Origin of the sequence: Paraburkholderia sp. CI3, assembly GCF_050436505.1 — a bacterium.
Lineage (GTDB): Bacteria > Pseudomonadota > Gammaproteobacteria > Burkholderiales > Burkholderiaceae > Paraburkholderia > Paraburkholderia tuberum.
Genome location: NZ_JBNDMI010000003.1, coordinates 116242 through 140839, shown reverse-complemented (window position 1 = coordinate 140839; position 24598 = coordinate 116242). Strand labels below are relative to the sequence as shown.

Here is a 24598-nt window from a genome sequence, read left to right as displayed (position 1 = left end):
CCTTCCAAGGCAGCTGCGCCGCGAACGTCAACGACAGGTCATAAAAAAATGCGGGCGATGCACGAATGCATCGCCCGCACGGCCAAGGGCCGAGCCGTTGCCGTTGCAACGGCGCGTCAGTGCGAATGCCGCGGTACAGCGGAACCTCGACACCCCACGAGGAAGTCGAGGTCGCAACCCTCATCGGCCTGCAGCACATGATCGATATACAGGCGCCGGTAGCCGCCACCTTCCGGCGGCTGGGGCGGCACATGCTGCGCGAGACGGCGCTCGAGTTCCGCGTCGCTGACATCGAGGTGCAGCGTGCCCGCGTCGCAATCGAGCTCGATCCAGTCGCCGTCCTGCACCGCGGCGAGCGGGCCGCCGGCCGCCGCTTCCGGCGTCACGTGCAGCACCACGGTGCCGTAGGCGGTACCGCTCATGCGCGCATCGGAAATGCGCACCATGTCCTTCACGCCCTGCCTCAGCAGCTTCGGCGGCAGGCCCATGTTGCCGACTTCGGCCATGCCCGGATAACCCTTCGGCCCGCAGTTCTTCATCACCAGCACCGAATTCGCGTCGACGTCGAGCGTCTCGTCGACGATGCGCGCCTTGTAGTGCTCCAGGTTCTCGAACACGACCGCGCGTCCGCGATGCTTGAGCAACTCGGGTGTCGCCGCCGACGGCTTCAGCACCGCGCCGCGCGGCGCGAGATTGCCGCGCAGCACGCGGATGCCGCCATCGGCGACGAGCGGCTTGTCGAGCGGACGGATCACTTCGTCGTTGGTATTGGGTGCATTCTTCACGTTGTCCCACAGCGACTTGCCGTTGACCGTCAACGCGTCCGGATGCGGCAGCAGGTTCGCTTCGCCGAGCCGGCGCAGCACGGCCGGCAGGCCGCCCGCGTAATAAAACTCTTCCATCAGGAAACGGCCCGACGGCATCAGGTCGACGATCGTCGGCGTGTCGCGGCCGATGCGCACCCAGTCGTCGAGTTCGAGATCGATACCGATGCGCCCCGCGATCGCCTTCAGATGAATCACCGCGTTGGTCGAGCCGCCGATCGCCGCATTGACGCGAATCGCGTTGACGAACGCCTCGCGCGTGAGGATCTTCGACAGCTTCAGGTCTTCGAGCGCCATTTCGACGATCCGGATTCCCGACATATGCGCAAGCACGTAGCGGCGCGAGTCGACCGCGGGAATCGCCGCGTTGTGCGGCAGCGACGTGCCGAGCGCCTCGGCCATGCAGGCCATCGTCGACGCGGTGCCCATCGTGTTGCAGGTGCCCGCCGAGCGCGACATGCCCGCCTCGGCCGACAGGAACTGATGCAGATCGATCTCGCCGGCCTTCAGCGATTCGTGCAGCTGCCACACCGCGGTGCCAGAGCCGATGTTCTTGCCGTCGAGCTTGCCGTTCAGCATCGGGCCGCCGGTCACGACGATCGCCGGCACGTCGCAGCTCGCCGCGCCCATCAGCAGCGCGGGGGTCGTCTTGTCACAGCCGGTCAGCAGCACGACCGCGTCGATCGGATTGCCGCGGATCGCCTCCTCGACATCCATCGCCGCGAGATTGCGCGTGAGCATCGCGGTCGGACGCAGATTCGATTCGCCGTTGGAAAACACCGGGAACTCGACCGGGAAGCCGCCCGCTTCATAGACGCCGCGCTTCACGTGCTCGGCGAGCTTGCGAAAGTGCGCGTTGCACGGCGTCAGCTCGGACCACGTGTTGCAGATACCGATCACGGGACGCCCGTCGAACTCATGATCGGGAATGCCCTGATTCTTCATCCAGCTTCGATACATGAAGCCGTTCTTGTCAGCCGTGCCGAACCACTCGGCCGAGCGCAATTTCCGCTTTATTTCCGACATGCTAGGTCCTTGATGCATGTGCCGGGACCCTCACCGGCCAATTTGACTGAAGCGGCCCGCCCGGCGCTACGGTGCGAGGTTGCCGCTCAGTGTCCAGGGATGGTGAAGTGTACGGAGCGAGTTGATATCTTTCCAATTATATTTTTGGCGATATCGATATCAATTCTGGTATCGACTCACCGGAGCTGGCGGCGCGGCGGGGCTGGCGAGTGGACTGTGCCGGCCTCAGGCGTCGCCAGACGCCCGCTTACGGCCGGCTTTCTGCAGTGCGCCGCGCATGTTCTTCTTGAGATGATTCTGGTTATAGTCGATTGCGGCGCGCACCAGCGCTTTCAGTGCGCGCTCGTCGACCCCGTCGCTCTCGAAGAAGTCGATCGCGCGCCGCGCGTTGCCTTCGAGGCCTGCGTTGAACAAGCCGTCCGGGTCGGCCAGGCCCGCCCCATGCGCGAAGGTCAGCTTGACCTTACCCTTGTGCGCGTTGGCGACCGCAATCATGCCGTCGCGCGACCAGACCGGGCTACCCATCCACTTGAATTCCTCGACGATCGCCGGGTCCGCCGCGAGCACGCATTGACGGATGCGAGCGAAGATCGCGCCGCGCCAGTCGGTGAGTCCTGCGATCAGTTCGTCGATACGTTCGGACGCGTTCATCGGAGTGTGGCCCTCGTAAGCGGGGAAACGAAGCGGTTGAACCGATAGGATGCCGTAACGATCCAGTCATTGTAATCTCCGCCTGGATTCGTGGCTGGCGGATGACGCGATTTCAAACATCGAACGTACCGCGATACTGCTCATTCGCATCCGGGGACCTGGACTCAGATTTCACCTCGAAACTCTACGCTCGAAGTGAGTCACTCGGAGAAACGACAGCGATCGATGATTCGTCAGGCGCTAGTCGTCGCGTTTCCGAAACGCAGCCTCTCCGGCATCTGACACCTCGACCCACTTCGGATCGGGAGCCGCGCCGGGGACGTAAGTGTCGTTCCAGTTCCACCACTTGTACGGTCGGCTCTGCGGGTAGCCCTCCGGCGAATCCTCCCACGTCTCCTGCCGCCCGAGCGCCGTCATGTCAAGGTAGCTCCAGATCGTGCCCATCGCCTCGTCCCCACGCCCGTTAATGAAGTACGTTCGGAACACCCGCTCGCCGTCCCGGATGAACGCGTTGTGGCCGTGCCATTCGTCCACGCCGAAGTCGGCGTCGAAACTGTCGGTGATGGTGTACCAGGGGATCATCTCCCAGCCCATCCGGGTCTTCAGCCGCGCGATATCCGCTTGCGGCGCGCGGGACGCGTACACAAGCGTAGTGTCGCGAGCGTGCAAATGGGCAAGGTGGGAGACCTGATCGGCCCCCAGGGAACAGCCAATGCACGCATGCTCTGGCCACCCGTGCACGCCGGGCTCGAAAAAGGCGCGATAGACGACCAGCTGGCGGCGGCCGCTGAACAGGTCGAGCAGGCTTACTCTGCCTTCCGGCCCGTCGAACGCATACGTTTTTTCCACGGCAAGCCATGGCATCCGCCGTCGCTCAGCGGCCAGCGCGTCGCGGGCACGTGTCAAGGCTTTCTCCTTGACGAGCAGCTGCTCGCGCGCGGCCTCCCACTCTTGGCGCGACACAATCGGTGGTGTCTTCATGGCAGGCTGTCCATCTTTCCCGCGCTTCTCAGGTGACTTGATCGTTGTCATCGTAGCCTCCGGGTTAGAGCGAAGTCCTGTGCGTTCGGGTCGGAAGGCGATTCGCTCACCGGGCATCGCTCGCTGCTGATGATGGGGTAGTTTAGGCCGCCGGACATCGAATGGTGGGAGTGACAAATGTGACGCGATTCAGGTGCGGCCCGATTCAGAAGGAGCAGCGCTAGCGACCTCGATTCATCGTTGGTCAAAAGGCGATGGAATCCCGTGGGTAGCCAAGCGACCGCTTAGCGGATCGAGGCAGACTATTATGTCCGGCAACCCTCATTCGCCCACCACCCGGAGGTGACGATGAACGCGATCCACGAGCTCTACCCCTATCTGCGCGTGCGCAACGCCGCACGGGCTATCGAGTTCTACGCGCAGGCATTCGGCGGCGTCGAGCAGTTTCGCCTGACCGAGCCAGGCGGCCGCATCGGTCATGCCGAAGTGAAGATCGGTCCCGCGACTGTGATGCTGTCCGATGAATATCCCGAGCATGACATGCTTGGACCGACCGGCGACAGCCGGCCGAGTGTGCTGCTGCATATCCACTGCGACGACGTCGACGAGCTGTTCGCACGAGCGGTTGCAGCGGGCGCAACCGTGGTCCGCCCGCTAACCGATCATTTTTATGGCGAGCGCTCGGCGACCGTGCGCGATCCATTCGGCCACGAATGGATGCTCGGCGCGCAGATCGAAGCGCTCACGCCTGAAGAGATGCAGCGCCGTTACACGGCGCTGTTCGACAGCTAGTGGATTGTTATATTGGGCTCCTCGCGCTTAATCCCCCGATGCGTGAGTTCTTTTTACATCCCGCCGAACGGCTTTTGCACCGTGAGCTTGTTGGTCACCGAAGTCACCCCCGGAACACCCCTCGCGATCTCCGCGACCTGATTGATCTGGGAAACGTCGGTGACCGTGCCGCTCAGCGTCACCGCGCCGCCTTTTGCGATGACGCTTATATTGCCGGCGCTGATCTCCTTGTGCTTGCCGATCGCGGCATACACCCGCCGACGCAGCGCGCGATTGGCTTGCCTCGGGCTGACGGGGGCGGCTGCGCTAGCTGACATCGCGGGTGCCCCCGAAGCTGCACTAGCCGTCTGGCCCGACTGCGACCATGCGTTGCTCGACGCGGCCAGAATCAATATGGCAATCGCCAACGCGCGTGCCTGAATGCTTTTCATCGAATACTCCAGTTGTTATAGGCGACGTAATCAGAAGTTGTGGCGGATGCCGACCATGGCCGCCGTGGTGGACACGCCAGGCGCAACCGGGGCGCCATAGACGATGGTCTGGTTCATGGTCCCCCTGTTGTTGACATAACCCACCTGCGCGTAAGCCTTGGTGCGCTGCGACAGGTTGTATTCCGCGCCCACGGCGAACTCGCCGGAATGGTTCGCCGAATTGTTCTTGTCTTTCAGGTAGTAGTACCCGGACGTGATCTTGAAACGCGGATTGAACTGGTAGCCGAGGCCCCCCGAGATCATTTCGAAGTCCGCGGTGTTGGTATGGGCCGGGTTCTTGCCGGCGCCGTACGAGGCCGACACCGAAAATCCGGCGATCGTGTACATCGCACCGAAATAGTAGAAACGGTTGTTCGCAAGCCCGGTCGCGGGGATAGCGGGCGCCGCCGGGTAGGTGATCGGGTACGGATTGGTATCGTGGCCGTTGTAATACAACGCGGACAGATTCAGACCGTAGTTCGAATACTTGAGCACGGCCGACTCGCGCGTGCCGCCCTGGAAATGACCGGCGACGCCGCCCGGCGCGTACTCGAGTGCGAGCGACGCGCCATGGAATTTCGGCGAGTTGTAGACGAGCGCGTTGCTGTCGTACAGCGCGCCGATCGGCGCGTTCGTGCTCGTGCCTGGCCAGCCGGCCGCCTGATTGATGCCCAGCCACGCGGTCAGAATACTGCCGAAATACTGCGCGCCGCGGACGTCGGTTTCCGCCATCGCGTAGATCATCGGAATGATCTGCCGGCCGGCGTCGAAGGTACCGAACGGCCCCGATGCGCCGACCGTCGCGAACTGGTTGAAGATCGCCGTGACGCCCGGCGTGTCGGACAGACCGAACTTGCCGTTCGTGGTGTTGAACGTACCCTGCAGCTTGAAGTTGATCTTGTAACCGCCGCCGATGTCTTCGCTTCCCTTCATACCCCAGAAGCTCGCATAGATACCGCCGTCCTTCAGCTGATAAATTTTGCCCGTGTTCGGCGCGTGCGGCAGAAAGGTAGCGGCCGATGTGCTCTGATACAGCAGCCCCGTATCGACTACGCCATAAAGCGTCACTGACGACTGCGCATGAGCCGCGGTGGCGAAAATGGCCAACACGACAGCGCTGCTTGACTTCAACTTCATTGTGTCTCCTTCGCGTACCGGCGGTGGCGCAAAAGCCGATGCTGCGGTCGCTTCAAGTGGTTGGTGGTTTTGTGTGCGCCGGGCGTACCCGGTCGCGTTGTTGCGTGAATCGAACTGCGTTGCTGCGAAAGCCGTGCGTCAGGGCAGGTAGTAGTTGCCGAACTGATCGCGTAACTGGTTCTTCAGGACCTTGCCTGTTGCGCCGATAGGCACCGTGTCGACGAACACCACTGCATCGGGAGTCCACCAGCGCGCGACCCGGCCGTTGAAGAAGGACAGCAGTTCGTCGCTGGCCAGCTCGCTGCCCGGCTTTTTCACGACCAGCAGCAGCGGCCGTTCGTCCCACTTAGGATGCCGCGCGGCGATACACACTGCCGTCGAGACTTCCGGATGCAGATAAGCGACGTTTTCGATCGCCGCCGAACTGATCCATTCGCCGCCCGACTTGATCACGTCCTTGCTGCGATCGGTGATCTGCATGAAGCCGTGCCGGTCGATCGTCGCGATGTCGCCGGTCGGAAACCAGCCGTCGCACAATGGCGACTCGACGTCGGCGCCGAAGTACTGCTGCGTGACCCAGTGACCGCGCACCTGCAGGTCGCCAGCGCTCTCGCCGCCCCACGGCAATTCATTACCGTGGGAGTCGACGATCCGCATGTCGATGCCGAACAGCGCGCGTCCCTGCTTCGCCTGAACCTTGTACTGATCCTCCATCGGCAGCGACTGCTGATGCGCCTTGAAGCTGCAGACCGTGCCGATCGGGCTCAATTCGGTCATGCCCCACGCGTGCAGCACCTCCACCCGGTGGCGCTTCTGGAACGCCTCGGTCATCGCGGTCGGACACGGCGCGCCGCCGATCACCGTGCGTCGCATCGACGAGAAGGTCCCGCCCATCGCATCGACATGCGTGAGCAGTCCCTGCCACACCGTCGGCACGCCGGCCGACAGCGTCACGTGTTCCGTTTCGATCAGTTCATAGAGCGACTTGCCGTCTAGCGCCGGCCCCGGAAACACCAGCTTCGCGCCGACCATGCAGGCGATATAGGGCAGTCCCCACGCGTTCACATGGAACATCGGCACGACCGGCAGGATCACGTCGCGCGCGGAACAGTTCAGCGAGTCGGGCAGCGCCGCCGCGTAGGTGTGCAGCACGGTCGAACGATGGCTATACAGCACGCCCTTCGGATTGCCGGTGGTGCCCGACGTGTAGCACAGCGACGACGCGCTGTTTTCATCGAGCAGCGGCCATTCGAAAACGTCGTCGTGCAGCTCGAGCAGATCCTCGTAGCACATCAGCATGCCGGTCAGGTCGTTCGCTTGCGGCATGTGCGCGCGATCGGTCATCGCCACGAATACTTTCGGGCTCTTCACCCGGGGCGCGACGCTCTCGATCAACGGCAGAAAGGTCAGGTCGAAGAACACGACACGATCTTCCGCATGCTCGATGATGTACGCGAGCTGGTCGACGTGCAGTCGTGGGTTCAGCGTATGCAGCACGGAGCCGGAGCCCGACACCGCGAAATAGAGCTCCATGTGGCGATAGCCGTTCCACGCGAGCGTCGCGACGCGCTCGCCCTGGCCGACGCCGAGCGTCGACAGCGCGTTGGCCATACGGCGCGCGCGCTGCGCGAGGTGCCGATACGAATAACGATGGATGTCTCCTTCCACGCGTCGCGACACGATTTCCTGTTCGCCGTGATGGCGCTCCGCGTGCGTGAGCAGCGCGGAAACCAGCAGCGACTGCTGCATCATCAAGCCTTGCATCTTTCCGTCTCCTGATTGGTTGTGGTGTCTCGGGCCCGGCCTACCGGCCTTACGTTGCCGCGCTGCCGACTCGCGCATGCGAGGGCGTCGCGTTCGCCTCGTCGAGACTCACCACCACCTTTGAATCCACTATTTCGACCGGGAAGGTCGTCACGCTCAATCCGCCTGTTCCCGCCATGCAGCCCGTGCGCACGTCGAAGCGCAGACCGTGCGCCGGACAGCGCAACATGCAGCCTTCCAGCTGGCCGCTCGACAGCGCGGCCCCGTTGTGCGGACATGTGTTGTCGATGGCGTGAAGCGTGCCTGCGATGTTGAACAGCACGATGCTGCGGCCATCGATGAAGGCCAGCTTGCGCTGGCCCGGCGCGAGTTCGCCGGCAACACCCACCACGATCCGACGCGACATCCCGGACTCCTTCTGATCCGACGCGGGCCGCGTCACATCAGTACCAGGCGGCGAATCAACGTCTCCGCCATCGGCCATTCGCCAAAGCCCGAAGCAGGATTGAGGTGCCCCACTTCGCCGAGATCGACGAGGCGGCTGCCCCAGTCCTGCGCCATCTCCTGCACCTTCTCGAACCGCGCGAGCGGATCGTTGCGGCTCGCGGCGACGATGCTCGGAAACGGCAGCGGCTTGCATGGAATCGGCAGCCAGCCGTTCTGCTCGAGCGTATCCAGCTCCGGATAGCCCGCCGGCATCGGCGTCTCGAGGTCCGCGGGCGCCGCGAGCAGCGCAGCGTGAATCTCGCGCTTGTGCTGCGCCGCCCAATGCACGGTGATCATCACGCCAGCGCTATGCGCGACCAGAATGACCGGGCCGTCGATCCGCGCGAGCGTGGCATCGAGCGCCGCGACGCGTGCCGCGCAACTGAGCTTGTCGTGTTCGAGCGGCGGCACCGACAGCGCTTTCGGCAGCCGTTGCTGCAACAGGGTTTGCCAATGCTCCGCGACGTGGTCGCGCAGACCCGGGACCATCAGAATGGTCGGTTTCAATTCGTAATTCATGGGAAGCTACCTGCTAGTTCAGTACGGCTTGTCGCCGACGATGCCGGCGCGTTCCATCTTGCGGTGGCACGGCGGGTAGTCCATCACCGCATAGTGCTGCGTGCTGCGGTTGTCCCAGATCGCGATGCTGTTCTTCTGCCAGCGCCAGCGCACCTGGTACTCGGGGATGTACGCCTGGCTGATCAGATAGCGCAGCAGATCGCCCGCGCCCGGATTCGCGTCCTGCCCGAAGCGCACTCGCTCCGGCGTGTGAAAGTTCGTGAAATGGCTCGTGAAAGCGCTCACGAACAGCACCTTCTCCTCCGTTTCCGGATGCGTGCGCACGACCGGGTGCTCCGCGTCCGGAAATTGCGCCTTCAGCGCGAGACGCTTTTCGATCGGCATCGCGGCACCGAAGCTCGCCTCGATGCTGTGGCGCGCGCGCAGGTCCGCGATCTGAGCCTTCACGTACGCCGGCAGATTCTCGTAGGCGAGGACCATGTTCGCCCACATCGTGTCGCCGCCGACGGGCGGACACTCGACGCAGCGCAGCACGGCACCGAACTGCGGCGCTTCGCGCCAGGTGGCGTCGGCATGCCACGCGTTTTCGTAGCGATCGTTGGGCTGATCCGGGGTCTTGTAGATCCGCACGAGGCCCGGATTTTCCGGATCGCTGCCCGCGACCGGATGGTCTTCCAGTTCGCCGAAGCGGCGCGCGAACGCCACGTGTTCGGCACGCGTGATGTCCTGGTCGCGCAGGAACAGCACCCGGTGCTTCAGCAGCGCCGAGCGGATTTGGGCAAACAGGCCATCGTCATGGATGGCGTGGGCGAGATTCACCCCTATCAGTTCGGCGCCGATCGAGTACGTCAGTTGTTCGACTCGCATGGCTAGCTCCTTAGATGACGAAGATCGACGAACCCGTCGTCTTGCGCGACTCCAGATCACGATGGGCTTGCGCCGCATCTTCGAGCGCATAGCGCTGATTCAACTCGATCTTGATGCGTCCCGAGGCGATGAGCCCGAAGATTTCGCCGGCAAGCTCGTCCTTCTCGGCCGGGTCGGCGATGTAGTCAGCCAGCGCCGGGCGGGTCAGATAGAGCGAACCTTTCATAGCCAGCAGTTGCGGATTGAACGGCGGGATCGGGCCGGAGGCCGTACCGACGCAAACCAGCAGACCGCGGCGCTTCAGCGAATCGAGCGAGGCCTCGAAGGTGTCTTTGCCGACGCTGTCGAACACGACGTTCACGCCGACGCCATCGGTCAGTTCGCGCACGCGCCTGGCGACGTCTTCGTGGCTGTAGTTGATGACGTGGTCGCAGCCGTGCGCGCGGGCCACCTCGCCCTTGGCCTCGTTCGAAACCGTGCCGATCACGGTCAGACCCAGCAGCTTCGCCCATTGCGAAACGATCAGGCCGACACCGCCGGCGGCGGCATGCAGAAGGATCGTGTCGCCCGCCTTGAAGTCGTGAATGCGGCGCATCAGATACGCGGAGGTCAACCCGCGCATGGTCATGCCGGCAGCCGTTTCGCAGCCGATCGCATCGGGCAGCCGGATCAGCGGCGCGGCCGGAATCAGGCGTTCGGTGCTGTACGCGCCAAGCGTGTTGAGGAAGCCCGTGTAAGTCACACGATCGCCCACCGCGACGTTCGTGACGTCCGGGCCAACGGCCTCGACCACGCCCGCGGCCTCCACGCCCATCCCCGCGGGCAGCGGGACCGGATACAGGCCGCTGCGAAAGTAGGTGTCGGCGAAATTGAGGCCCACTGCCTGATGGCGCAGGCGAACCTGACCGGGACCGGGGTTGCCCACTTCGACGTCCTCGTAGCGCAGCACGTCGGGACCACCGGTTTCATGAAAGCGAACTGCCTTTGCCATGTTGACTCTCCAATTCTTTACTTGATCTGCACTTTGCAGAATTCGTTGCGCCAGCGGCGCAGTTACAGGTTCGGTGCTCCGCGCCGTCCGCGCGGCACCATGCGATGTCAGCGTGCGGCCTGCTCGCGCAGCGTGTTCAGCCGATCCAGATCGCCCGAGTAGTTCCGTTTGCCGATCATGAATGCGGCGGCCGCGACAAGCGGTGCGAACGGCACCAGTTGCAACGCGCCCAGCAGTCCGATCCGATCGGCGATGATCCCCGTGAGAACAGCCGCCGGCGCGAGGCCCAGCAGGTTGTTCGCGAGCGTCAGGGTCGCAAACGCCGAGGCGTGAATCGTCGGCGGCGTGAGGTTCGCCACCATCGCACCCGACGGGCCGCTCGCACCGGCGCAGAAGAACATGCCGGCGCCGATCACGACCAGCTGCCATGGCCCCGCGGGCATCCGCAAGCCAATCGCGAGCAGAACGAAACAGGCGAGGCAGAAGGCGATCGCGGCGCTCCACTTGCGTTCCCGCATGTTCTTGCTGAGCCGGTCGGCGAGGTTTCCGCACACCACCATGCCCACCCCGGTCACCAGCACGAACACCGCCGCGCACATCGCAGCCTTGCCGGTGGCCATGCCGTAGTAGCGATTCAGGAAGCTCGGCATCCATGCCCACACAGCGGCGGGAACCAGCAGATGGAGGCCGCTGCCCACATAGGCGCACACCACGGACTTCGTCGAAAACAACCCCTTCATCAGCGCGCGCAGGCTCATGCACATGCCGCGCGATTGCGCCTGCCTCGTCACGCTCGCCGGCTGCAGCGGCACAAGACGCTTTTCGGTGACGACGAGGCGGTAGATCACGACCAGCACGACCCCCATCGCCGCCATGGCGCCGAATGCCGAACGCCAGCCGAGGTGAGCCGCCACCGCGCCGCCGAGCGCCATGCCCAGCACCGAGCCGAACGCGCCGCCCGCCATGAAGGTGCCGGTCAGCGTGGAGCGCAGCCGGACCGGAAAGATGCTCAGAACAACTGCGATACCGACACTGCCATAGGCCGCTTCGCCGATTCCGACAAAGGCACGCGCCAGCAGCAACTGCCCATAGTTCGCCGAGATCGCGCAGCCCACCGTCGCGAGACTCCACATCGCCGCCATCAGCACGATGCTCTTCACGCGGCCCCAGCGGTCGGCCAGAACCGACAGCGGGAACGTGAGCACACCGACCATCAGCGCGACCACGCTGCTGAGCGAACCCAGCTGCGCATCGGACAGATGCCATGCCGCCTTGAGCGGCGGAAACACGGCATTCAACACTTGCCGCGACATATAGTCGGAAAGCAGCAATCCGACCGTCAACGCAAACACTACCCACGCATAAGCGCGCACGTCCGTCTGAGCTGCCGAAGCTTCGCCCGTCGCGGGCGCTGCATGCTGAACGAGCATATTTTGTCTCCTTCCACGCTGACTCCCTGGCGGCCGCCTTGCCCGCGTGGGCCGACGACCTGTTATGGATTCAGCTATCTGCTCCCCGCTATGCACCGGAAGCGTTAGCCATGAAACCCGGCCTCGGCCAATGCGCCGGCCCGGGCTCCTGGTGATCACGCCGCGCGAAGCGGCAGGTTCCTGACACCGGCCTGGCGGTTCGGCGCCATGCCGTTGGCGACCAGCGTCTCTTCGACCGTCTCGTACTGCACACCAATACGGTAGATCTCGCGCGCTTCTTTGCCAGTGGCAATTTCGCGCCCCAGTTCGCGCGCGACGCGCACGCACTGCTCGATCTGCTGCACCGACGTGAAGCGCTTGCCGTGCTGGTCGATGATCGTGTCCTCGATGCCGCAGCGCGGATGCAGTCCCATCGACATGGCCATCATGTTGAACGGCAGCACGTTCTTCAGCAGCGACTCGGCGGTGAGCGTGCAGCCATCCGGCGCGCGATGCACGAAGTTGAAGAAGTTGAATGGATTGGGGCCGTCGAAGCCGCCACCGATACCGATCCACGTCAGGTTCAGCGGGCCCTTGTAGACGCCCTTGCGCACGAGGCGCTCGAGCGTTTCGAGCGCGTGGATGCCCGTGAGCTGGAAGTGCGGCTGGATGCCCGAAGCCTGCAGGCGGCGCAGGTGTTCCTCGACCCATGCGGGACCGGCCGGCACCGTCATTTCACTATAGGCGGCCATGAACGCGGGGTTGGAAAGCGAGGTGCCTGCCAGATACTCCGGATAGAGCAGCTCCATGATGTTCATCTGCGTGGTGTTGATCGCGACCGTCACCTGATCGGGCTTCGGATCGAGATCGGCCAGCATATGGCGCGTATCGTCGGACAGCCACTTCGCGGCTTGTCCGTCGTCTTCCGGCGCAAACGAGATCGAGCCACCGACCTGAATGATCATGTCGGGCACTGCCGCGCGCACACCCGCGATCAGTTCGTTGAACTTCGACAGGCGCTTCGAGCCCTTGCCGTCCAGTTCGCGCACGTGCAGGTGCAATACCGTGGCGCCGGCGTTATAGCAATCGACGGCCTTCTGGATCTGCTCGTCCATCGTCACGGGGATGTCTTCCGGGAAGTCCTCGGGCATCCATTCCGGGCCGTACGGCGCGGTGGTGATGACTACCTTGTCCTGATTCTCAGGGTGCAGCGAATCGTCGAGAAATTGCATTTGTTTGCCTCCATCCAATTTTGAAGTCACGGTGTTCCGCTATCGCGAGGTCGCATGAAAATTTGCTGGAACACATCGAACGATATGTGCCCACGATACGGCAATCGCGCGCTACACTTTTATGATTGGACGCCATCCTTTTAGCGATTCGTGCCACTGCGCGTTAACACCAATAATTGCGCGAAGCAAGTGTTTAATGACTAGAAAAATACTCAGCGTATGAATCGTCCGGAGAAACTACGATGGAAACGATGGTGACGTCGGTAGCCATGAGCGGTTATTTCGAAGTGACGCGACGGCTTGGACTCAATCCGGTCGAGCTCGCGAAGCAGGCCGGCATCGACGCCGGCGCGCTCGCGAATCCGGACGATCGCGTATCGGCCACCGCCTGTTGCCGGCTGCTGGAAATGACGGCCGAAAAGGCGTCGTGCCCGACCCTCGCGCTGCAAATGGCGGAAACGCGGCAGACCTTCGGCAGCGGCGTGATCAATGTCCTGCTCGCGCACAAACGCACGCTGCGCGAAGTGTTGCTGGCCGCGGCCGAATACCGCCATCTGCTCAACGAAGCGCTGGCGGTGTACGTCGAGGACGCGGACAATACGGTCACCATTCGGGAGGAACTCGTCGTCGAACGGGGTACCCCGACAAGGCAGGCGATCGAACTGGCGCTCGGCGTCCTCGCGCGCCACTCCAGTGCCCTGCTCGGCCAGTTCTGGAAACCGCGCGAGGTCCACTTCACGCATCCGGCGCCCGCAGACCTGACCTTTCATCGACGCTTCTTCGGCTGTCCGCTGGTGTTCGGCAGCGACTTCAACGGGTTCGTCTGCGCGAGCGCCGATCTCGACTACCCGAATCCACTGGCCGATCCTGAACTCGTGCGCTATGCGGAAAGCCTCGCCTCTCCGCTGAACGTGAGCGCCGCGGAATCGGCCGCGCTGGAAGTGCGCAAGGCGATCTACCTGCTGCTGCCGCTCGAGCAGGCGAACGTCGAGCTGGTTGCACGTTATTTGCGTCTGAGCGTACGCACCATGCAACGGCAGTTGAATTCGGCCGGCACCAGTTTTTCGGATCAGGTCGAGGAAGTCCGCGGCGAACTCGCCGTGCGTTACATGAGCAATCCCACCTATCCGATCGGACGCGTCTCGGCGCTTCTCGGCTACGCGCAACAGGGATCGTTCACGAACTGGTTCGTGTCGCGCTTCCACATGACGCCGCGCGACTGGCGCGCGAGCCATGCGAAGTGACGGCCGGTGGCAGTGAAGACAAAAAAACGGAGGGTGATGCACTGAGCATTACCCTCCGTTGTTGCCGCACCCGCTATCGCCATCCGGTCACTCGGCGCGAAGCTTCACATAGCGGCCCGGTGCGCTCTCGATTGCCTTGTACTTCCTGTTGCCGAGCTTCGTGCGCGCCTCGACCTGCTCGCCGGAATGCTGCTTGACCCAGTCGATCCAGTGATTCCACCAGCTGCCGCGCTGCTGAACCGACGTTGCGAGCCACTCGTCGGCGTTCTCGTCGCAGGTATCGTTGGTTCGGTAGCTGCGCTTGTTCTTAGTCGCCGGATTGATCACACCCGCGATATGGCCGCTTGCCCCCAGCACGAACTCGGTTTGACCGCCCAGTAGTTGCGTCGACTGATAGGCGGATCGCCACGGCACGATATGATCTTCCTCGGCCGCCATCAGATAGCTCGGAATATCGATGTTGCCGAGATCCACCGGCGTGTCGCAAAACTTCAGTTTGTTCGGCACGCGCAGACTGTTTTCGAGGTACATGTTGCGCAGATAGAAGCTGTACATCGGACCGGGCAGATTGGTCGTGTCCGCGTTCCAGTACAGCAGATCGAACGCGGCCGGGGTTTTGCCTTTCAGGTAATTGTTCACGACATACGGCCAGATCAGATCGTTGGCACGCAGCGACTGGAATACGAAGCCGAGTTCGCGTCCGGGATAGAGCCCACCGCCACCGATCGCATGCTCGCGCATCGCCACGCCCTGCTCGTCGATGAACACGCCGAGATCGCCCGGGTCGGTGAAGTCGAGCAACGCCGTCAGCAGCGTCAGGCTGGCCACGGAGTCGTCGCCGTTCGCACGCATGACCGCCAGCGCCGACGACAGCATCGTGCCGCCCACGCACCAGCCCAATGCATTGACCTGGTCGGCCCGGCTAATCGCACGCGCGACGCTGATCGCCTGCATCACGCCGTCCTCGAGGTAGGCGTCCCACGTGGTCTGCGCCATGTCCTGCTGCGGGTTGCGCCACGACACGACGAACACCGTCAGGCCCTGCTCGCAGGCGAAGCGCACGAAGGAATTCTCCGGCTGCAGATCCAGGATGTAGAACTTGTTGATGCACGGAGGAACGATCACGAGCGGCCGCGCGGCGACCTTGGGTGTCAGCGGCTCGTACTGGATCAGCTGAAACAGCTCGTTCTCATAGACCACCGCGCCACTGGACGTGGCAACGCTGCGGCCCACTTCGAACGCGCTTTGATCGGTGATCGAAATCGAGCCGCTGCCCAGATCGTCGAGCAGATGCGCAACGCCCGCGAGCAGGCTCGATCCGCCCGATTCCACCGCCGCCCGGATGACTTCGGGATTCGTCGCGACGAAATTCGCGGGGCTGGCGAAGTCGATGAACTGGCGCATGAAAAAGCGCAGCTTGTGCTTGCCCTTTTCGTCGAGCGCGCTCGCCTCGACGAACTCCGCGAGTGCCCGGGCATTGATCAGATAGCTCTGTTTAAGAAGGCTGTACCAGCCGTTGCTGGACCAGTCGTCGGCGTGAAAGCGCCGGTCTCCCTGCTCGGGCTCGGCGACCGCCTTCAACTCCGTGCGCCCGCCGACCAATCCGGCGACGGCGTCGCTCCACAGTTGCGCCTGCTGTTGCAGGTAGTGGGCGCTCGTGTGGGTCACGGAGCCTCGCGCAATCGGCCCGTTGAAATCGAAGTCCGAGCCGTCGGTGTCGGGCACCGTCGTGGCGTATTCATCCTTGACCGGCGAAAAACGCCAGAAATCGAAGCCGGCATTGACCCAGCCCGTGGAAAACTCGTGTGGCATGCTGAATGGCATTCTCATGGCGGGGCTCGCTATCATGCTTTGCTGACGGCGCAAGCCGCGTCCTCGACGACACGGTCGCGGCAGGTTGTCGGCATGACCACGGCGTCGCCTTCGATCACCACCTTGCCGCCGACCGTGCAAACGGTGGACAGCACCACGCGGCGCTTGTCGTGAATCAGTTCCTTGACGGTCACTTCGGCCTGCACGGTGTCGCCGGGTCGAACCGGCGCCTTGAAGCGCAGGTTCTGCCCGAGGTAGATCGTGCCCGGGCCGGGCAGCCGCCCCGCGATCGCCGCGGAGATGATGCTGGCGGTCAACATGCCGTGAGCGATGCGCCCCTTGAAGGGTGTGGTTTGCGCAAACTGCTCGTTGATGTGAACCGCGTTGATGTCTCCCGACGCGCCCGCGAAAAGCAGAATGTCCGCCTCCGTGATGGTCTTGGCGAACCGGGCACTCATGCCCGGTCGCAGATCTTCGAAATCGTATCCGTTAAGCTCATTCATGATTATTCCGCTTGCTGGGCGCGCATTTGCCCTCTTCTGGCGCGAACTGCGCGTTGTGCCGGACGCTAACCGCTGGATGCGGTTAGCCGAGCGCCTGCTCGAGTTCCGGCACGAGGGTGAACAGATCGCCAACCAAGCCGTAATCGGCCACGCCGAAGATCGGCGCTTCTTCATCCTTGTTGATCACGATGATGACCTTCGAGTCCTTCATGCCGGCGAGGTGCTGGATCGCACCCGAGATGCCGACCGCGACGTACAGTTGCGGCGCGACGATCTTGCCGGTCTGGCCGACCTGATAGTCGTTCGGCACGAAGCCCGCGTCGACCGCCGCGCGCGATGCGCCGAGCGCCGCGCCGAGCTTGTCGGCCAGCGGCTCGAGCACCTTCATGTAGTTCTCGCCATTGCCCAGACCACGGCCACCCGACACGATGATCTTCGCGCTCGTCAGTTCCGGACGATCGAGCTTCGTCACTTCGCGGCTCACGAACTGCGCGAGGCCTGCGTCGGCTGCCGCTTCGATCTTCTCGACCGCTGCGCTGCCGCCTTCGGCTGCAACTGCATCAAAACCGGTCGAGCGCACGGTGATGACCTTGATCGGATCAGCCGATTGCACGATCGCGATTGCGTTGCCCGCGTAGATCGGACGCTCGAACGTGTCGGCGCTATCCACTGCCGTGATGTCGCTGATCTGCGCGACGTCGAGCTTCGCGGCGATACGCGGCGCGACATTCTTGCCGTAGGCGGTAGCCGGCGCGAGGATGTGCGTGTAGTGCTTCGCCGCATCTTGCACAAGCGTCAGCACCGTTGCTTCGACGTTTTCCGCGAGGCCTTCGGCCAGTTGCGGCGCATCGGCGAGCAGCACCTTGCTGACACCCGCGATCTTCGCGGCCGCATCGGCCGCGCCCTGCCCATTATGTCCCGCGACCAGCACGTGAATATCACCGCCGATCTTCCGTGCCGCTGCGATCGTGTTCAGCGTCGCGGCCTTGATCGACGCATTGTCGTGTTCTGCAATTACCAGGTTCGTCATTTCTCGGGTCTCCTCACAGCACCTTCGCTTCGGTCTTCAGCTTCTCGACCAGCGTCTTCACGTCCGGCACCTTCACACCGGCGGAGCGCCTGGGCGGCTCGGCGACTTTCAGCGTCTTCAGACGCGGCGTGACATCGACGCCGAGGTCTTCGGGCTTGACCGTTTCCAGCGGCTTTTTCTTCGCCTTCATGATGTTAGGCAGCGTTACGTAACGCGGCTCGTTCAGGCGCAGATCGGTCGTGACCACGGCCGGCAGCGTCAGCGACAGCGTTTCCGCGCCGCCGTCCACTTCACGCGACACCGTTGCCTTGCCGTCCGCCACGACAAGCTTCGACGCGAACGTCGCCTGCGGCAGATTCGCGAGCGCGGCGAGCATCTGGCCGGTCTGATTGGAGTCGTCGTCGATGGCCTGTTTGCCGAGGATCACCAGTTGCGGCTGCTCCTTGTCGACGAGCGCCTTGAGCAGCTTCGCGACGGCGAGCGGCTGCAGGTCTTCACCAGATTCGATCAGGATCGCGCGATCCGCGCCGATGGCGAGCGCGGTGCGCAGCGTTTCCTGCGCCTGCGCAACACCGGCCGACACGGCGACAACTTCGGTCGCGACGCCCGCTTCCTTCAGACGCACCGCTTCTTCAACCGCGATTTCGTCGAACGGGTTCATCGACATTTTCACGTTCGCGATATCGACGCCCGTACCGTCCGATTTCACGCGCACCTTCACGTTGTAGTCGACCACTCGCTTGACTGCTACAAGAACTCTCACAACACTCTCCTTCCCACACCGATAGGGCCGAGCCCTACCGCTTTGAATGACACATTACGTCCGTTGATCGATCAGAACTGGTCTTCGCGCAGCGCCAGCGCGCCTTCGCCATCGCGAGCACCGCGAACCGCCGCTTCGAGCGCGATTGCACGAGGCAGCACCTGCGTCGCGTAGCTATGCGCGGTCGCGATCTTCGCGTCATGGAAGGACGGATCTTCGTCGCGCTTGTCGGCCGCCAGCACGAGCGACCGTGCGACTTGCCAACCCGCGAGCACGATACCCGCGAGCATCAGATAGGACACGCTGCCGGCGAACACCGCATTCGGATCGCTTTTGACGTTCTCGACCACGTAGCGCACCGCGCTGTACAACGCCTCGCGGCCGGCGGACAGATGACGATGCATCGCCTGAAAAGCCGCGCTCGAACCATACGAGGGGTGCGCTTGCACCGCGGCCAGGGTCGCGTCGATCTGCGCGAGCAGCATCCCGGCCACCTCGCCGATGTCGCGCATGGTCTTGCGGCCGACGAGGTCGTTGGCCTGGATCGCCGTCGTGCCTTCGTAGATCGGCAGAATGCGCGCATCGCGGTAGTACTGCGCGGCGCCGGTTTCCTCGATGAAGCCCATGCCGCCGTGCACCTGCACGCCGAGACTCGTCACCTCCAGCGACATCTCCGTGCTCCAGCCCTTCACGATCGGCACCAGGTATTCGTAGATCGCCTGATGCTTCGCGCGCGTCGCGCCGTCCGGATGACGATGCGCGAGATCGCAATGCGACGCCGACACATAGGCCAGAGCGCGTGCGCCTTCGGTCAGCGCGCGCATCGTCGAGAGCATGCGCCGCACGTCGGGATGCTGGATGATCGCGACCGACTGCTTCGCGGAGCCATCCACGGGACGGCTCTGCACGCGCTCCTTCGCATACGCGACGGCCTGCTGGTACGCGCGATCCGAGATCGCCACGCCCTGTACCCCCACGGCGAAGCGCGCGGCGTTCATCATGATGAACATGTACTCCAGACCGCGGTTCTCCTCGCCGACGAGCTGCCCGATCGCGCCGCCGTGATCGCCGAACTGCAGCACGGCGGTCGGGCTCGCCTTGATGCCGAGCTTGTGTTCGATCGATACGCAGTGAACGTCGTTGCGCTCGCCGAGCGAGCCGTCTTCGTTGACGAGGAACTTCGGCACGACGAACAGCGAAATGCCTCTCACGCCTTCAGGCGCGCCCGGCGTGCGTGCGAGCACCAGATGCACGATGTTTTCCGTCATGTCGTGCTCGCCCCAGGTGATGAAAATCTTCGTGCCGAAGATCCGGTACGAGCCGTCGCCCTGCGGCTCGGCGCGGCTGCGCACGAGCGAGAGGTCGGAGCCGGCTTGCGGCTCGGTCAGATTCATCGTGCCGGTCCAAACACCTGCGATCATCTTCGGCACGTAGCGCTGCTTCAGCTCCTCGCTACCCGCCGTCAGCAGCGCTTCGATCGCGCCGTCGGTCAGGAGCGGGCACAGCCCCAGCGACAGGTTGGCGGCGTTGAGCATTTCGATGCAGGGCGTCGACAGCAGCTTGGGCAGATCCTGACCGCCGTATTCAGACGGATGTTGCAAACCCTGCCAGCCGCCTTCGCTGAACTGGCGAAACGCGTCCTTGAAACCGGCCGTGGCGGTCACCACGCCGTCCTTCCAGGTGCTCGGGCTGCGGTCGCCGTCGACGTTCAGCGGCGCGAGCACGCCTTCGTGCAGCCGCGCGGCCTCTTCGAGCACCGCACGAGCGGTGTCGGCGGTTGCGTCCTCGCAGCCGGGCAAGCCCGCCAGTTGGTCGATTCCGGCCAGTTCCGTGAGTGCAAACAACATCTCTTTGAGAGGCGCGACGTAGCTCATTACCATTCTTCCGATCAGATAGTCCGTAGGGAAAGTCACCCGTCTGGCACCGATGCGGCCGGGGTAACGTATGGCTGAATCGTAGCGTCGGACGGGCCCTCCCCGGTTGTCCAAACCGGACGATCTATTGACATCTCTGGCCACGTCGGAGGGAGTAAGCGCCCCGTGGGAACTACGTCGGCGGGTGTTGCCGACGCATCGATATGACGCGATCAGCCACCCCGGCGATAGGCCGCCGGGGTGCTGCCGGTCCAGTGACGGAACGCTCTGTGGAATGCGGTGGGGTCGCCGAAGCCGACGTCGCCCGCGATGATGGCGATGGGCTCGCGCGTGCCCGTCAGGCGCTGGATCGCGATGTCGCGGCGCAATTCGTCCTTGAGCACCTGGAACGCCGTGCCCTCGGCGGCAAGATGACGGCACAGCGTTCTGACCGAGCAGTGCAGGGCTTCCGCCGCCTCTTCGATGGACGGGACGTCGGGCAGCCGGGACGCGAGATGTTCCCGCACGCGATGACTGAACAGCTGCTCGTTGAACGAAACGAAGATCCAGTCTTCCGGCGCGCGAGCGAGAAACCTGCGCAGGTTCGCCTTGCGCTGACGCACGGGCAGGTCGAAATAGCTGCTGCTGAACTGCATCGAGGTCTGAGCGCAGTCGAACTTCGCCGGTCCGGGAAACAGATAAAGATACTCGAGCGCGTGAGCGGGACGGGGAAAGGCGAACTGCACCTGCAACAACGCAATCCGTTGACCGATCAGCCAGGACGCGATCCCATGCGCGAGCTTCAGCATCAGCTCCTGGCCCAGCATGCCGGGTAGCGCTCCCGTGCTTCCCGGACGCAGCGCCAGGCTCGTGACGAGGTCGCCGCGGCGCGACTCGAAGCGGAAGTCGTCCAGCACGAGATGGAAGAACTGGCCGAACCGGCGCATCGCGGATTCGAGATTCGGCGCATCCAGCAGGCTCAGGCAGAGAAACTTGAGCGCGCCGCTGCGCAGCGGGCGCGAGAAAACGCCGGGCATCTCATCGTCGAGTTCGATCGCGAGCGAGCGGTAGAGCGTGGAGAACTGTTCCTCGGTGACGCGCGCTCCAGGCTGGTCCAGAAGCGCGCGCGGAATGTTCGCGCCCGACAGATGCCGGTCGACGATATCCGGCCGCGTCCCGACGCTGCCGAGGAACCCGTTGACAAGCGAGATCGGTACGGTTGCGCCAGGAGCTTGCATGAGAAGGTTCCGCGAGGCGAAGAGGCATCAGCATAGCGCCTCGCGCCGCATCGTGGCGAGGGTTCGGCGAATCGCTCCGCGAATGCCGCGTTCGGGGCCCGGTGGTTCCGGTAGCTTGCCGCCTATTGCGCCGATGCGTGCGAGCGCAGATATGGCACGTAGCCGTTCTGAATCTTCAGGATCTTCTCGGCGCACTCGTCATAGTCGTCGCCCTTCGCGTTGTCGGGCCCATACATGCCGCGGCACTGCGCGAACAGCGACAGCGTCGCGCCGCCCGTGCTCTTGTTCGCGCGGGTCGCTGAGAAAGCGGCTTTGCCCGAATCGTCGGGCACGTCTGTATCGATCGCGACCGCGTCCGCGCGGATCACGTGCGTGTCGGAATGCTGCTCGATATAGCGTTTCGTCGCCGCCCACGCGGCATCGCAATTCGCCGGTGTGCAGTCGATCACCGCGTCGCGTTGCGCGGCGCGGAGGTTCGGCTCGCTATGAAGGACCTCCTGCTGGGCGCGCTGCGCCTGCTTTTCCGGAGACGAGCAGGCGGCGAGTGCGCATGCGACGAGTGCGAAGGCAGCGATCTTTTTCATGAGTAGACTTCGGAGGCCATGGTCGAGCGCGATTATAGCGGTGCGGGGAAAGCGATTGCGTATTCACGACTCACATGCTGGGTTGGTAACTTCGGTTGGCGTCATCGCCCATAGGTGTTCGCCACCAGCAATTCCTCCGCATTGCCCGGCGGTCGCAGCCCATCCGTTCGAGCCGCGAAGTAGCGCTGCGTCAGATCGGCCGCGGACACGTGCCGCGCGTCGTCGAAGCCCGCTTCGCGCCCCATGGCGATCATCTGCTGCGGCATGAAGAAGCTGATGAACGGTGTACCGCCCGCACGCGCGCCCTTCTCTGCCATTTCGAGTCCGGGGCGCACGTCCGGGTCCGCCATCTCCAGCGGCAACAGGAACGTCATCGCGAACGTCGAGCCGCGCGCTAGCCCGGCCACTTCGCGCAGCGTCGCCGCGTTCGCCTCTTTCGTCAGATACATGCTGACGCCGGTCGACACGACGACGGCCGGCCTGCTTTCGTCGAAGCCTTCGGCGACGAGACGCTGCCGCCAGCTATCGCCCGCTTCGAAGTCGACCGGCACGAAACGCAGCCAGTCCGGCAGGCCGAAACCAAGCTCGCCGAGCCGCTGACGCTTCCACGTTTGCGGTCCCGGCGGGTCGACCTCGAACACGGTGAGCCGCGACGCAATGTCTGGCCGGCGTTGCGCGAAGCTGTCGAGACCGGCGCCCAGAATCACGTATTGATCCACACCGCGCCCGGTCTGCTCGACGACCAGATCCTCGATAAAGCGTGCGCGCGCGACGATCGACGCGCGAAACGGCCGCGTGAACCGCGGATCCATGTCGCCACGGCTGCGCCAGTCTTCGGCGGGTGCCAGCAACTGCAAGCCGACTTCGTCTTCGAGAACGTGCGGCGGCGCGTCGGCCTGCACGTGCAGCGCACGCCATAACGCGACGCGCGCGGCGGTACTGTCGGGTGCGATGTGTCGTGGATCGCTCATGGTATTTGCCCGCTTGGGTTGATGTGCCAATGCCACCGCTGCTCAATGGAAAAACGGCAGCGCGAGAAACAGTTTGATGACGATCGCGTTGACGATGTCCATGAAAAACGCGCCCGTCAAGGGCACGATCAGGAACGCGAGATGAGAATGGCCGAAGCGGTTCGTGATCGCCTGCATGTTCGCGATCGCGGTCGGCGTGGCGCCAAGTCCGAGGCCGCATTGCGCCGCGCACAACACGACCGCGTCGTAGTTGCGGCCCATCGCGGGGAACGTGATGAATACCACGTAGAGCGCCATCAGCAGCGTCTGTCCCGCGAGGATCGAGATGATCGGCACCGCGAGCGCGGCAAGCCCCCATAGGTCGAGCCGCATCAGCGCCATCGCGAGAAAGAGCGCGAGCGCGACGTTGCCGACAAGCGCGACCGCGTGCTGGTCGATCCGCACACGCACGAGCGCGAGCACGTTGTTCAGGATCACGCCGATGAACAGCGTGCAGACGAACGTCGGCAATTCGAACGCGGTGTCCGCGATCCAGTCGGCAAACATTTCGCCGCCCGCGAGGCAGATCGAGATCAGCGCGAGCGTCGTGATGATCGCGGCGGGCGTGGTGGCCTGCTGCGCCTTCGGTTCTTCGAAGACCAGCGTTTCGTCCTCTAGCTGTTTGACGCGCAGCAACTCGTCGGCGCTGATCCGCCGCATCAGCAGCCGTGCGATCGGACCGCCGAGCACGCCGCCCATCACGAGGCCAAACGTCGCGCAGCCGATCGCGATCTCGGTCGCCGACTCCAGTCCGTGACGCTCGGCAAAGATCTGGCTCCACGCGGCGCCAGTACCGTGGCCGCCCGACAACGTGACCGAGCCGCCGAGAATCCCAAGCAGCGGATCGACGCCGAGGGCGAACGCGAGCAGCAAGCCGACCACGTTCTGCAGGATCAGCAGCCCGCAGACCAGCGCGAGAAAGCGGATCAACACCGGGCCGCCCGCCTTCAAACTTGATAGCTGCGCATTCAGACCGATCGTCGAGAAGAACGCGAGCATCAGCGGCGCCTGCATCGTCGAATCGAACCTGACCTGCACGTGGGTGGTGAGGCGCGTGATCAGCACGCAGATCGCGACGATGAGCCCGCCTGCCACCGGCGCCGGAATCGAATAGGTCCTTAGCACGCCGATCCACTGCACGAGCTTTTCGCCGAGCAGCAGCACGAGCGACGTCGCGACCAGCGTGGCATATACGCCAATAGTCATGAATGGCCTCCGAGCGGGAGCGTGACAACGTTTTCTGTTTTCCCGGCGCGACGCCGCGGCGCATCGGGATGCGGCACGGCTTTGTCGTCATCCGGAGCGCGCGCGAACCTGCGACATCTTAGCCAATCCGTCCAGGCAAAGTATGATTTTCCTTGGGTTTTATCCGGCAAGGTCGGAGCCCATATTGGGTTTCTCAGTACACGGAG

Annotated in this window: 23 protein-coding genes; 2 read left to right on the top strand and 21 right to left on the bottom strand. The window is 63.7% G+C overall.

Annotated elements, in window-relative coordinates; genetic code table 11:
• Window positions 1–116: 116 nt before the first annotated feature.
• From OKW29_RS09490 to OKW29_RS09480, 3 genes are all read right to left on the bottom strand, one after another.
• On the bottom strand, window positions 117–1850 hold the full coding sequence (locus OKW29_RS09490; protein WP_429290869.1) for an IlvD/Edd family dehydratase: 1734 nt from the start codon (window positions 1848–1850) through the stop codon (window positions 117–119).
• 225 nt (window positions 1851–2075) lie between these two features.
• Window positions 2076–2501, bottom strand: coding sequence for a DUF1801 domain-containing protein (locus OKW29_RS09485; RefSeq protein WP_429290868.1), 426 nt, complete (start codon window positions 2499–2501; stop codon window positions 2076–2078).
• 240 nt (window positions 2502–2741) lie between these two features.
• Window positions 2742–3533 (bottom strand): DUF899 domain-containing protein, encoded by a 792-nt coding sequence (locus OKW29_RS09480; RefSeq protein WP_429290867.1) that lies wholly within the window; start codon window positions 3531–3533, stop codon window positions 2742–2744.
• Window positions 3534–3830: 297 nt separating this feature from the next.
• On the opposite strand from OKW29_RS09480, the gene OKW29_RS09475 reads away from it, so the two are divergent.
• Window positions 3831–4274, top strand: coding sequence for a VOC family protein (locus OKW29_RS09475; RefSeq protein ID WP_184060608.1), 444 nt, complete (start codon window positions 3831–3833; stop codon window positions 4272–4274).
• Window positions 4275–4327: 53 nt separating this feature from the next.
• Here the strand turns inward: OKW29_RS09475 and OKW29_RS09470 are convergent, their stop codons facing one another.
• The 9 genes from OKW29_RS09470 to OKW29_RS09430 all read right to left on the bottom strand — a co-directional run bounded on the left by OKW29_RS09470 (window position 4328) and on the right by OKW29_RS09430 (window position 13149).
• Complete coding sequence (locus OKW29_RS09470) at window positions 4328–4705, bottom strand: BON domain-containing protein (protein ID WP_429290866.1); 378 nt, start codon at window positions 4703–4705, stop codon at window positions 4328–4330.
• A gap of 30 nt (window positions 4706–4735) precedes the next feature.
• Window positions 4736–5881: a porin gene (locus OKW29_RS09465; RefSeq protein WP_429290865.1), complete on the bottom strand. Its 1146-nt coding sequence runs from the start codon at window positions 5879–5881 to the stop codon at window positions 4736–4738.
• 138 nt (window positions 5882–6019) lie between these two features.
• Complete coding sequence (locus tag OKW29_RS09460) at window positions 6020–7645, bottom strand: 3-(methylthio)propionyl-CoA ligase (protein ID WP_429290864.1); 1626 nt, start codon at window positions 7643–7645, stop codon at window positions 6020–6022.
• Window positions 7646–7694: 49 nt separating this feature from the next.
• On the bottom strand, window positions 7695–8051 hold the full coding sequence (locus OKW29_RS09455; RefSeq protein WP_429290863.1) for a Rieske (2Fe-2S) protein: 357 nt from the start codon (window positions 8049–8051) through the stop codon (window positions 7695–7697).
• 32 nt (window positions 8052–8083) lie between these two features.
• Window positions 8084–8650, bottom strand: coding sequence for an RBBP9/YdeN family alpha/beta hydrolase (locus OKW29_RS09450; protein WP_429290862.1), 567 nt, complete (start codon window positions 8648–8650; stop codon window positions 8084–8086).
• An 18-nt stretch (window positions 8651–8668) separates the two neighbouring features.
• Window positions 8669–9517 carry a TauD/TfdA dioxygenase family protein gene (locus OKW29_RS09445; RefSeq protein ID WP_429290861.1) on the bottom strand — a complete coding sequence of 283 codons (849 nt, stop codon included), beginning with the start codon at window positions 9515–9517 and terminating at the stop codon, window positions 8669–8671.
• A 10-nt stretch (window positions 9518–9527) separates the two neighbouring features.
• Window positions 9528–10508 carry a quinone oxidoreductase family protein gene (locus OKW29_RS09440; RefSeq protein WP_429290860.1) on the bottom strand — a complete coding sequence of 327 codons (981 nt, stop codon included), beginning with the start codon at window positions 10506–10508 and terminating at the stop codon, window positions 9528–9530.
• Between the two features lie 107 nt (window positions 10509–10615).
• Entirely contained in the window at window positions 10616–11938 is a 1323-nt protein-coding gene (locus OKW29_RS09435; RefSeq protein WP_429290859.1) for an MFS transporter, read from the bottom strand.
• Window positions 11939–12093: 155 nt separating this feature from the next.
• A complete protein-coding gene (locus tag OKW29_RS09430) occupies window positions 12094–13149 on the bottom strand; it encodes a 3-keto-5-aminohexanoate cleavage protein (RefSeq protein WP_187618072.1) in 1056 nt (351 codons plus the stop codon).
• Window positions 13150–13391: 242 nt separating this feature from the next.
• Between OKW29_RS09430 and OKW29_RS09425 the strand changes: the two genes are divergently transcribed.
• Window positions 13392–14393 (top strand): AraC family transcriptional regulator, encoded by a 1002-nt coding sequence (locus OKW29_RS09425; protein WP_429290858.1) that lies wholly within the window; start codon window positions 13392–13394, stop codon window positions 14391–14393.
• An 87-nt stretch (window positions 14394–14480) separates the two neighbouring features.
• Here OKW29_RS09425 and phaC read toward each other — a convergent pair whose 3' ends face one another.
• The 9 genes from phaC to gltS form a co-directional block, all read right to left on the bottom strand.
• Window positions 14481–16223, bottom strand: coding sequence for a class I poly(R)-hydroxyalkanoic acid synthase (gene phaC, locus OKW29_RS09420; protein ID WP_429290857.1), 1743 nt, complete (start codon window positions 16221–16223; stop codon window positions 14481–14483).
• A 14-nt stretch (window positions 16224–16237) separates the two neighbouring features.
• Window positions 16238–16708, bottom strand: coding sequence for a MaoC family dehydratase (locus OKW29_RS09415; RefSeq protein ID WP_184074472.1), 471 nt, complete (start codon window positions 16706–16708; stop codon window positions 16238–16240).
• 82 nt (window positions 16709–16790) lie between these two features.
• Window positions 16791–17738 (bottom strand): electron transfer flavoprotein subunit alpha/FixB family protein, encoded by a 948-nt coding sequence (locus OKW29_RS09410; protein ID WP_429290856.1) that lies wholly within the window; start codon window positions 17736–17738, stop codon window positions 16791–16793.
• Window positions 17739–17751: 13 nt separating this feature from the next.
• Window positions 17752–18501 carry an electron transfer flavoprotein subunit beta/FixA family protein gene (locus OKW29_RS09405; RefSeq protein WP_429290855.1) on the bottom strand — a complete coding sequence of 250 codons (750 nt, stop codon included), beginning with the start codon at window positions 18499–18501 and terminating at the stop codon, window positions 17752–17754.
• A gap of 71 nt (window positions 18502–18572) precedes the next feature.
• Entirely contained in the window at window positions 18573–20375 is a 1803-nt protein-coding gene (locus OKW29_RS09400; RefSeq protein ID WP_429290854.1) for an acyl-CoA dehydrogenase, read from the bottom strand.
• 212 nt (window positions 20376–20587) lie between these two features.
• Window positions 20588–21592 carry an AraC family transcriptional regulator gene (locus OKW29_RS09395; RefSeq protein ID WP_429290853.1) on the bottom strand — a complete coding sequence of 335 codons (1005 nt, stop codon included), beginning with the start codon at window positions 21590–21592 and terminating at the stop codon, window positions 20588–20590.
• 122 nt (window positions 21593–21714) lie between these two features.
• Complete coding sequence (locus tag OKW29_RS09390) at window positions 21715–22176, bottom strand: hypothetical protein (protein ID WP_429290852.1); 462 nt, start codon at window positions 22174–22176, stop codon at window positions 21715–21717.
• A 101-nt stretch (window positions 22177–22277) separates the two neighbouring features.
• Window positions 22278–23147, bottom strand: a complete 870-nt coding sequence (locus OKW29_RS09385) for a class I SAM-dependent methyltransferase (protein WP_429290851.1) — start codon at window positions 23145–23147, stop codon at window positions 22278–22280.
• A 42-nt stretch (window positions 23148–23189) separates the two neighbouring features.
• Entirely contained in the window at window positions 23190–24392 is a 1203-nt protein-coding gene (gene gltS / locus OKW29_RS09380) for a sodium/glutamate symporter (RefSeq protein ID WP_429290850.1), read from the bottom strand.
• Between the last annotated feature and the right edge of the window lie 206 nt (window positions 24393–24598).